General features: G+C 60.8%; 9 protein-coding genes. All 9 read left to right on the forward strand.

Going from position 1 to position 8114, the window contains the following annotated elements; translation table 11 throughout:
• Positions 1 to 45 precede the first annotated feature (45 nt).
• On the forward strand, positions 46 to 1350 hold the full coding sequence (gene mcrB / locus L21_RS11590) for a coenzyme-B sulfoethylthiotransferase subunit beta (protein WP_074370626.1): 1305 nt from the start codon (positions 46 to 48) through the stop codon (positions 1348 to 1350).
• A 16-nt stretch (positions 1351 to 1366) separates the two neighbouring features.
• Entirely contained in the window at positions 1367 to 1843 is a 477-nt protein-coding gene (gene mcrD / locus L21_RS11595; RefSeq protein ID WP_074370627.1) for a methyl-coenzyme M reductase operon protein D, read from the forward strand.
• A gap of 1 nt (position 1844) precedes the next feature.
• Positions 1845 to 2468, forward strand: a complete 624-nt coding sequence (gene mcrC / locus L21_RS11600) for a methyl-coenzyme M reductase I operon protein C (protein WP_074370628.1) — start codon at positions 1845 to 1847, stop codon at positions 2466 to 2468.
• A 17-nt stretch (positions 2469 to 2485) separates the two neighbouring features.
• Positions 2486 to 3250, forward strand: a complete 765-nt coding sequence (gene mcrG, locus L21_RS11605; RefSeq protein ID WP_074370634.1) for a coenzyme-B sulfoethylthiotransferase subunit gamma — start codon at positions 2486 to 2488, stop codon at positions 3248 to 3250.
• Between the two features lie 5 nt (positions 3251 to 3255).
• Entirely contained in the window at positions 3256 to 4962 is a 1707-nt protein-coding gene (gene mcrA / locus L21_RS11610; protein ID WP_074370629.1) for a coenzyme-B sulfoethylthiotransferase subunit alpha, read from the forward strand.
• A gap of 194 nt (positions 4963 to 5156) precedes the next feature.
• The gene (gene mtrE / locus L21_RS11615) at positions 5157 to 6053 is read left to right on the forward strand and encodes a tetrahydromethanopterin S-methyltransferase subunit E (RefSeq protein WP_074370630.1); all 897 of its coding nucleotides are present in this window, start codon (positions 5157 to 5159) and stop codon (positions 6051 to 6053) included.
• Positions 6050 to 6901, forward strand: coding sequence for a tetrahydromethanopterin S-methyltransferase subunit D (gene mtrD, locus L21_RS11620; protein ID WP_074370631.1), 852 nt, complete (start codon positions 6050 to 6052; stop codon positions 6899 to 6901). The genes mtrE and mtrD overlap by 4 nt, the downstream gene beginning before the upstream one ends.
• The gene (gene mtrC / locus L21_RS11625) at positions 6902 to 7753 is read left to right on the forward strand and encodes a tetrahydromethanopterin S-methyltransferase subunit MtrC (RefSeq protein WP_074370632.1); all 852 of its coding nucleotides are present in this window, start codon (positions 6902 to 6904) and stop codon (positions 7751 to 7753) included.
• Entirely contained in the window at positions 7754 to 8038 is a 285-nt protein-coding gene (mtrB, locus tag L21_RS11630) for a tetrahydromethanopterin S-methyltransferase subunit MtrB (RefSeq protein ID WP_074370633.1), read from the forward strand.
• Positions 8039 to 8114 lie beyond the last annotated feature (76 nt).

Raw genomic sequence — 8114 nt, forward strand, 5'->3', positions numbered from 1 at the left:
CATTCCCGGATAGTATGCACTTAAAGAGGGTAATGGAGGAAAATTATGGCAAAATACAAGGAAACTATTGACCTGTATGATGATGCAGGCAAGCAGTTGAAGAGTGGTGTGCCGCTCGAGAAGATCAGCCCGGTGATCAACCCGGCGACCAGGAAACTGATCGACCTGACCAAGAGGACGATTGCAGTCAACCTGAACGGGATTCAGGAGAGCCTGAAGACCGGAAAGGTAGCCAAGGGATATGTCCTCGGGCGTGAGATGAACCTCGACATCATCGGCAACAAGGACGCTGTCATCGCCAAGATCAAGGAGATGGTCCAGGTCGAAGAGGGCGACGACACCAACATCCGCGAGTTCAACGGTGGTAAGCTCATCCTCGTCGAGGCCCCGAAGGCCCGTCTCGAGGCTGCATCCACCTACGACGCCGCGATCACCGCGGTCGCAGCCGCAACCACCTTCTCGCTCGTCGAGCAGTTCGACATCGGAGCGTTCGACGCAGCGATGGTCAAGGCGGCTGTCTGGGGCGGTTACCCGCACACGATGGACCTTACCGGTGCCAACGTCACGTCCATCCTGTCGATCCCCCAGAACAACGAAGGCCTCGGCTACGCGCTCCGTAACATCCCGGTCAACCACGCCGTGATGATGACCGGCAAGAACGCGATGCAGGGCGCCGCACTCTCGTCCACCTTCGAGCAGGCAGGAATGTTTGAGATGGGTAACGCCATCGGACCGTTCGAGCGCGCCCAGCTGCTTACGTACGCTTACCAGGGCCTGAACGCGAACAACATGGTCTACGACCTCGTCAAGAAGAACGGTGCGACCGGAACCATCGGTACCGTCGTCCAGAGCCTGGTCGAGCGCGCCATCGAGGACAAGGTCATCACCCCAGGGAAGAAGGGCGGGTACTTCCAGTTCTACGACACGAAGGACCCGATGCTCTGGAACGCCTACGCCGCTGCGGGAACCATGGCAGCTACCATGGTCAACTGCGGTGCCGGACGGTTCGCCCAGGCAGTCTCCTCGACGCTCCTGTACTTCAACGACCTGCTCGAACACGAGACCGGCCTCCCCGGCTGCGACTACGGTCGTGTCATGGGTACCGCCGTCGGGTTCTCGTTCTTCAGCCACTCGATCTACGGTGGCGGCGGCCCCGGTATCTTCAACGGCAACCACGTCGTGACCAGGCACGCCGCAGGCGTCGCCATCCCGTGCGTGGTCGCTGCGGCGGCGCTCGATGCCGGAACGCAGATGTTCTCGCCGGAGAGCACCTCCAAGGTCTACGGCGAGACCTACGGGAAGGTCGACGTCTTCAACAAGCCGATCCAGCAGATCGCACAGGGTGTGTAATAACACAAGGATGCTAATGACCGAAGCCATATACCCTCAGGTTCGAATCGTTTCAACGCGATTCCTCAGACCCGATACGGTGGAACAACTCCTGAACAGGCTTGTTCAGGTCGGCGGGATTCTCCGGATGTCTCTTACCGGACAGAATCTTCCCGTCACCGTTCCCTACGGTCCGGCACGGGGGAAACCCAACCTCCATCCGGACCGCAAGGTCATCCGTGTCGGAGACCAGGACGTCCAGCTCCAGGTGCAGGTTGGAAACGTTATCCTGGAACTCGAGGACGAGTCGTATATCCCGGCCGTCGAGGAAGCAGTCGACGAAGTCTTTGCAAGCAAGGACTTCTCCTGCACCGTCCAGAGAGGGCGGTTCATGAAGACCCAGCCGACGGTGTCCGACTACGCGAAATACGGACCTGATGCCGACAAAGAGATTCTCGGGCTCGTTGATCCGAGGAAGAAAGAAGGCCCCATTATCATTCAGGGAAACAAGTAAGATGCCAATCGGAAGAGTGACTCAGGTCGTCGATTGCCGCGAGAGCATGGGGATGGGGAAAGGAGGCGGTCTCGCCCAGCGGGGCACCATCTCCGAGACCAGATCGCCCGATGTTATCGTGATCGGGATGTCCCCCGGCCGCAGACACGTGACAAAACCGGTCTGCGACATCACCTCCGGTCTGCGGAGGGAGGGGGCGGAGTTCTCCGTAACTACGCTCGTCCTCAATGCAGGGAGCGGGGTTCCGGCGGATTCGCCTGTTGCGGGTCACGTTCTCGGTGCGTATTTCGGACTGACGGAGAAAGAGATCGCCCAGATCGAGCAGCACAAGGTAGCCATCCTGCATCACGGGAATGTCCGCTCCCATGTGGTGCAGAAAGTCCGGTTTATCCTTGAGCACGCGGACATCAGGGCAATCGTCGTATCCCAGGTCCCGATCGACTTCGAGGATCTCGCAAAAGAGGGGATCAGGACTGCGGTGGTTATGCCGCCGCCCGACCGGACGAAGACGAAAGGCATGGTGATAGATATCGTCAGCGGCGTGACACGGGGTCAGACCCCGGGCAGGGAAAAATTGGCAGAGGTCGTTCGTGCCGTTATGAAAGCGCTAAAAAGCCCAACATGAATGAGGTGAAAGAAAACATGGCATACAAGCCCCAATACGGGCCGGGTACATCCAAGGTCGCCGAGAACCGGCGCAAGCAGATGAACCCCAACCAGAAGCTTGAGAAGATGCGTGACGTGACTGATGAGGACATCGTGCTGATCCTCGGCCACAGGGCGCCGGGAGCCGCCTATCCGACGGCTCACCCGCCGCTCGCCGAGCAGCAGGAACCCGACTGCCCCATCAGGAAGATCGTCACCCCGACGGAGGGTGCAAAGGCCGGCGACCGCGTTCGCTACATCCAGTTTGCGGACTCGATGTTCTTCGCCCCCTCGCAGCCCTACCAGCGGACTTACACCGAGTGCTACCGCTTCCGCGGTATCGACCCCGGTACGCTCTCCGGCCGTCAGATCGTCGAGTGCCGCGAGCGTGACCTCGAGAAGTACTCGAAGGAACTCGTCGAGACCGAACTCCTCGACCCGGCCCGCACCGGCATCCGCGGTGCGACCGTGCACGGTCACTCGCTCCGTCTTGCCGAGAACGGCATGATGTTCGACATGCTCCAGAGGAGCGTCCTTGGCGAGGACGGCATCGTCCGCTACGTCAAGAACCAGATCGGCGAGCCTCTCGACCGCGCGGTTGCCATCGGCAAGCCGCTCGACGAGAAGTGGCTCAAGGCCCACACGACGATCTTCCACTCGCTCGGCAGCACTGCATACCGCGATGACGCCGAGTACATCGAGTACGTCCAGCGCATCCACACGCTGAGAACAAAATACGGGTTCCTACCGAAGGAGGCCTGATTACGATGGCAAAGATTGAGAGAACCCAGAAGCTCTTCCTGAAATCCCTCAAGGAGAAGTTCCAGGGCCAGGACGTCCAGTCCGAGACGACCGAGTTCTACAAGTTCAACGGCTACCACCAGTCCCCCCGCAAGGAGGAATTCGTGAAGGCCAGCCGCGCCGTCGAGATGGACCGCGGCATCTCCATGTACGACCCCGTACGCTGCCACCTGGGCGGTATCCCGCTCGGCCAGCGCCAGCTGATGACTTACGAGGTCTCCGGCACCGGCGTCTTCGTCGAGGGTGACGACCTGCACTTCGTCAACAACGCTGCGATGCAGCAGATGTGGGACGACATCAGGAGGACGGTCATCGTCAACATGGACCTCGCTCACCAGACGCTGCAGAAGCGTCTCGGTAAGGAAGTTACCCCTGAGACGATCAACGAGTACCTCCACGTGCTGAACCACGCGATGCCCGGCGCGGCCGTCGTCCAGGAGCACATGGTCGAGACCCACCCCGGCCTCGTTGAAGACTGTTACGTCAAGGTCTTCACCGGCGACCAGGAACTCGCCGACGACCTCGAGCCCCAGTTTGTCCTCGACGTCGAGAAGCTCTTCCCCGCCAAGCAGGCCGAAGCGCTCTCCGCGGCCGTAGGAAAGTCCCTCTGGCAGGCGATCCACATCCCGACCGCGGTCTCGAGGACCTGCGACGGTGGAACGACCTCCCGGTGGTCTGCGATGCAGATCGGTATGTCCTTCATCGGTGCCTACCGTATGTGCGCCGGTGAAGCGGCCGTCGCCGACCTCTCCTACGCCGCGAAGCACGCAGGCGTCATCCAGATGGCGTCCCACCTGCCCGCCCGGCGTGCCCGTGGCCCGAACGAGCCCGGCGGTATCGGATTCGGTCTCTTCAGCGACATCATCCAGGCGAACCGCAAGTACCCGAACGACCCCGCGAAGGCCTCTCTCGAGGTCGTCGGCGCCGGAACCATGCTCTTCGACCAGATCTGGCTCGGCTCCTACATGTCCGGCGGTGTCGGGTTCACGCAGTACGCAACCGCGGCCTACACCGACAACATCCTCGACGAGTTCACCTACTACGGTATGGACTACATCAAGGACAAGTACAAGGTCGACTGGAAGAACCCGAGCGCGGACGACAAGGTCAAGCCGACCTACGATACCGTCAACGACATCGCAACCGAGGTCGCCCTGAACGGCATGGAGCAGTACGAGCAGTATCCGACCATGATGGAGGACCACTTCGGCGGTTCCCAGCGTGCCGGTGTGCTTGCCGCCGCCTGCGGCCTGTCCTCATCGATCGCAACCGGAAACTCCAACGCCGGCCTGAACGCCTGGTACCTCTGCATGCTCCTGCACAAGGACGGATGGTCGCGTCTCGGCTTCTTCGGCTACGACCTCCAGGACCAGTGCGGTTCCGCGAACTCCCTCTCCATCCGTGGAGACGAGGGCGCGATCGGCGAGGTCCGTGGCCCGAACTACCCGAACTACGCGATGAACGTCGGCCACCAGGGCGAGTACGCTGCAATCGTCGGCGGTGCCCACTACGGGCGCGGCGACGCGTGGTGCTTCGACCCGCGGGTGAAGATCTGCTTCGCCGACCCGGCCCTGAAGTTCGACTTCGCCGAGCCCCGCCGCGAGTTCGCGAAGGGTGCCATCCGCGAGTTCATGCCCGCCGGCGAGCGCTCGCTCATCATTCCGGCCCGGTAAACCCAAATCAACTTTTTTTTCCTTAGCGTAACCCTAAATGCCTAATAATGTCATTCCAGCCGATTTTTTACGTTTCGTTGCGATATCGGCGCAACTTTTCGAAACCTTTAATTAAGTCATAAACAACTGTTAAATGAACCAAAAAGGTTTTGAACTCATACTCCGGTGCCATGAGCACCGGAGGAGGATGCTGAATGGAAGAGATCGTATTTGGCATCGGCATTACCGCATTGGCAGGCGCTCTTGCAACCGTCGCCGGCGCTGCGGAAGACACTGAATCTGATATCGGATCACAGGGTGATCCGAACTCGCAGGTTCAGCTGGCTCCGCAGATGGGATATATTCACCGCATCTTCAACAAGGCAGTTGCCGGTGAACCTCCCGCGTACGGCCTCTGGGTTGCTCTGGGTGCAGGCCTTGCCTGGGCATTCATGGCGATGCAGATAAACCCGATACTTGCAATCGTGCTTGGGAGCGCTCTCGCGGTCTTCGTGCAGGGCGTCTATGCGACTACCGCATACCTCGGCCGTACTGCAAGTCTCGCCAAGTTCGGACAGCCGGTCTATATCGATATTCTGAAATCGATGACGACCGTGACCATGGCACACGCGTTCGTAGCGATCTTCACCACCGTCGCGATGTGTCACCTGATCATCAGCGCACTCGGCCACCCCTTCCCGCTCCCGCTTCTGGGTCTCGTCTGGGGTATCGCGCTCGGTGCGGCCGGGTCTGCAACCGGCAACCCGTTCTACGGAAAGGAACGGCAGTACCAGGAGCAGAAGTTCGGAGCAGGCGTTCCGATCTCCGCGTCCGGTAACATCGTCCGCTACGCCGAGGCCGGCCAGCGGAACTCGCTCGACAACGGTTTCTTCAGCGCCAAACTCGGCGGCCCCGCGTCGGGCATCTGTTTCGGCCTGATCGTCTTCTTCGAGCTCTGGCGGACCGTGGTCTTCGAAGAACTCAACATCTGGGGACCGATCGTCGTCGGTGTCGTCGTTATCCTGATCTTTGCCATCATCGACCGCTACATCGAGGTCTGGGCAAGGAAGAACTTCGGTCCCTACACGGCTCCTGAGGAGGCATCGTCATGAGCGCACTCGGCGGACCTAAACAGACAGGAGGGGTCCAGTCCCCGACGGCAATTGGAATCGTCCTCAGCATCGTTCTTATCGTTGTCGCGCTCGGACTCGCCTACTTCCTCGTGCAGATGGCCGGAGTGCTTGCTCTCGTCGGCATCATCATCGGCGGCGTCCTGGTAGCATTCGGCGTCCACTTCGTCCCGGTCGGCGGTGCTCCCGCTGCAATGGGACAATCGCCCGGTATCGCGACCGGTGTCGCGATGCTCGCAGCCGGTGCCGGCCTTGCCGGTCTCTTCGGCGGCGCATGGGCCGCTCCGCTCGGACTCCCTGTCGCCCTCGCGGGCGGTGCGGTCGGCGGCGGTCTCCTGATGGCGATCACCTGTACGATGGTCAACGTCATCTACGTCTTCGGCATGGGTATCCCGGCGGCTTCCGGTAAGGTCGATAAAGACCCGATCACGGGCGACACCTTCCCCGAGTACAAGAGCCAGGGTACCGAGGGGCACGGCCTCCCGTTCATCTCCTGGGTCGGCGGCGTCATCGGCGGCGCACTAGGAGGTCTCGGCGGCACGCTCATCTACCTCGAACTTCTCGACATTTACCAGGCACAGCTGCCCGTACTCCTGAACGCCACGGTCGAGCAGATCGCGCCCGTTGCCATCTCGCTTGCCGGCATCTTCGCGGTCGCTATGTTCCTGATCAACGCCGTGCTTGCGGCATACAACATCACCGGCACGATCGAAGGGCCGCACGACCCCAAGTTCAAGCGGTTCCCGAGAGCGGTCGTCGCAGCCGCCGTTGCATCCGCCGTTGCAGGCATATTCGCGATCGGGCTCCTCCAACTCGTGGGGGTATTCTAAATGTCAGTGAAAATTGAAGTCGGAGCAGGCGGCATCCCGCACAACCGGATCCTGATCTACGGCCTCGTAGGATCGCTCGTCCTGATTTACCTGACATACCTGAACACGTACTTCCAGACCGAGTACTTCGCGTTCTTCGGCGGGCTCGCCGCCGTCGCCGCGCTCATCTGGGGTACCGATACGATCAAGCACCTCTGCAGCTACGGTCTCGGTACCGGCGTCCCGTCGGCAGGTATGATCGCCCTCGGGTCCGGTGTCATCGCCGCGCTCTTCGGAGCCACGACCGGCATATTCGCGCCCATCGTGACGATCGTCATCGCCGCAATCATCGGCGCGGTCGCCGGCATCATGGCAAATCACGTCGTCCGGATGGACATCCCCGTCATGATCGTCTCCCTGATCGAACTCGCAATCGTCGGCGCGATGACCGTTCTCGGCCTCGCGGCGATGGCCTGCGGAACGTTCGAGTTCCTCGGCATGATCACCGGCACGGTATCCTTCCTCGGGTTCACCGTGCAGACCTACGAGACCTCGGTCATCGGCGGCAGCATCATCGCCGTGATCTTCATGCTCGGCGCCATCGCCATCCAGCACTCCTTCAACGCCTGTCTCGGGCCGGGAGAGCAGCAGGACCGGACGCTCATGCTCGCCGCAGAGTGCGGGTTCCTCTCCATGATCCCCGTCGCAATCATCTCGTTCGCGTTCATCGGCACGTATGCCGCTCTCGTCGCACTGGTGATCTCCATCGTCGGGTGGTTCTACACCTACAGGAAGTACATCGTGCTCTCGAAGCGTGACGCCTACGCATGGCTTGACGCGAAACCGATCCTGGAGCCCAAGGGAGGTGCCTAAATGGCATACATTCAGGTACTGCCCGAGTTCGGCCTGGTTGTCGACCCGATGGTCGGCGTCGTAACCACTGCCGGTGTCTCGTACACCCCCGTGCTCGAGCAGGTGACGGAACTTGAGAAGATTACCGACGACCTGGTCGGCATGCTCTCCGGAGAGGGCAACTTCCTGGCATCGTTCCCGAACAGGGAGGGTGTTCTCAATGTCGCCGGAGGCGTGACCGCATTCTGGTACGGCATGGCAATCGGCCTTCTGGTTGCCGGTGTCGTCGTATTTGGACTGCTGTGAGGTGAAGAACATGGTTGAAAAGAAATCACCGGCCAGCGGATGGCCGATTGTCCAGGGCGACTTCCACACAGGAGAC

Origin of the sequence: Methanoculleus chikugoensis (assembly GCF_900095385.1) — an archaeon.
In the GTDB taxonomy this organism is placed as follows: domain Archaea; phylum Halobacteriota; class Methanomicrobia; order Methanomicrobiales; family Methanoculleaceae; genus Methanoculleus; species Methanoculleus chikugoensis_A.

Bases quoted from the DNA above. Each gene is read 5' to 3' on its own strand.
- mtrE (WP_074370630.1), top strand. From the start codon at position 5,157: ATGGAAGAGATCGTATTTGGCATCGGCATTACCGCATTGGCAGGCGCT.
- mcrD (WP_074370627.1), top strand. From the start codon at position 1,367: ATGACCGAAGCCATATACCCTCAGGTTCGAATCGTTTCAACGCGATTC.
- mcrC (WP_074370628.1), top strand. From the start codon at position 1,845: ATGCCAATCGGAAGAGTGACTCAGGTCGTCGATTGCCGCGAGAGCATG.
- mtrB (WP_074370633.1), top strand. From the start codon at position 7,754: ATGGCATACATTCAGGTACTGCCCGAGTTCGGCCTGGTTGTCGACCCG.
- mcrB (WP_074370626.1), top strand. From the start codon at position 46: ATGGCAAAATACAAGGAAACTATTGACCTGTATGATGATGCAGGCAAG.
- mtrD (WP_074370631.1), top strand. From the start codon at position 6,050: ATGAGCGCACTCGGCGGACCTAAACAGACAGGAGGGGTCCAGTCCCCG.
- mtrC (WP_074370632.1), top strand. From the start codon at position 6,902: ATGTCAGTGAAAATTGAAGTCGGAGCAGGCGGCATCCCGCACAACCGG.
- mcrG (WP_074370634.1), top strand. From the start codon at position 2,486: ATGGCATACAAGCCCCAATACGGGCCGGGTACATCCAAGGTCGCCGAG.
- mcrA (WP_074370629.1), top strand. From the start codon at position 3,256: ATGGCAAAGATTGAGAGAACCCAGAAGCTCTTCCTGAAATCCCTCAAG.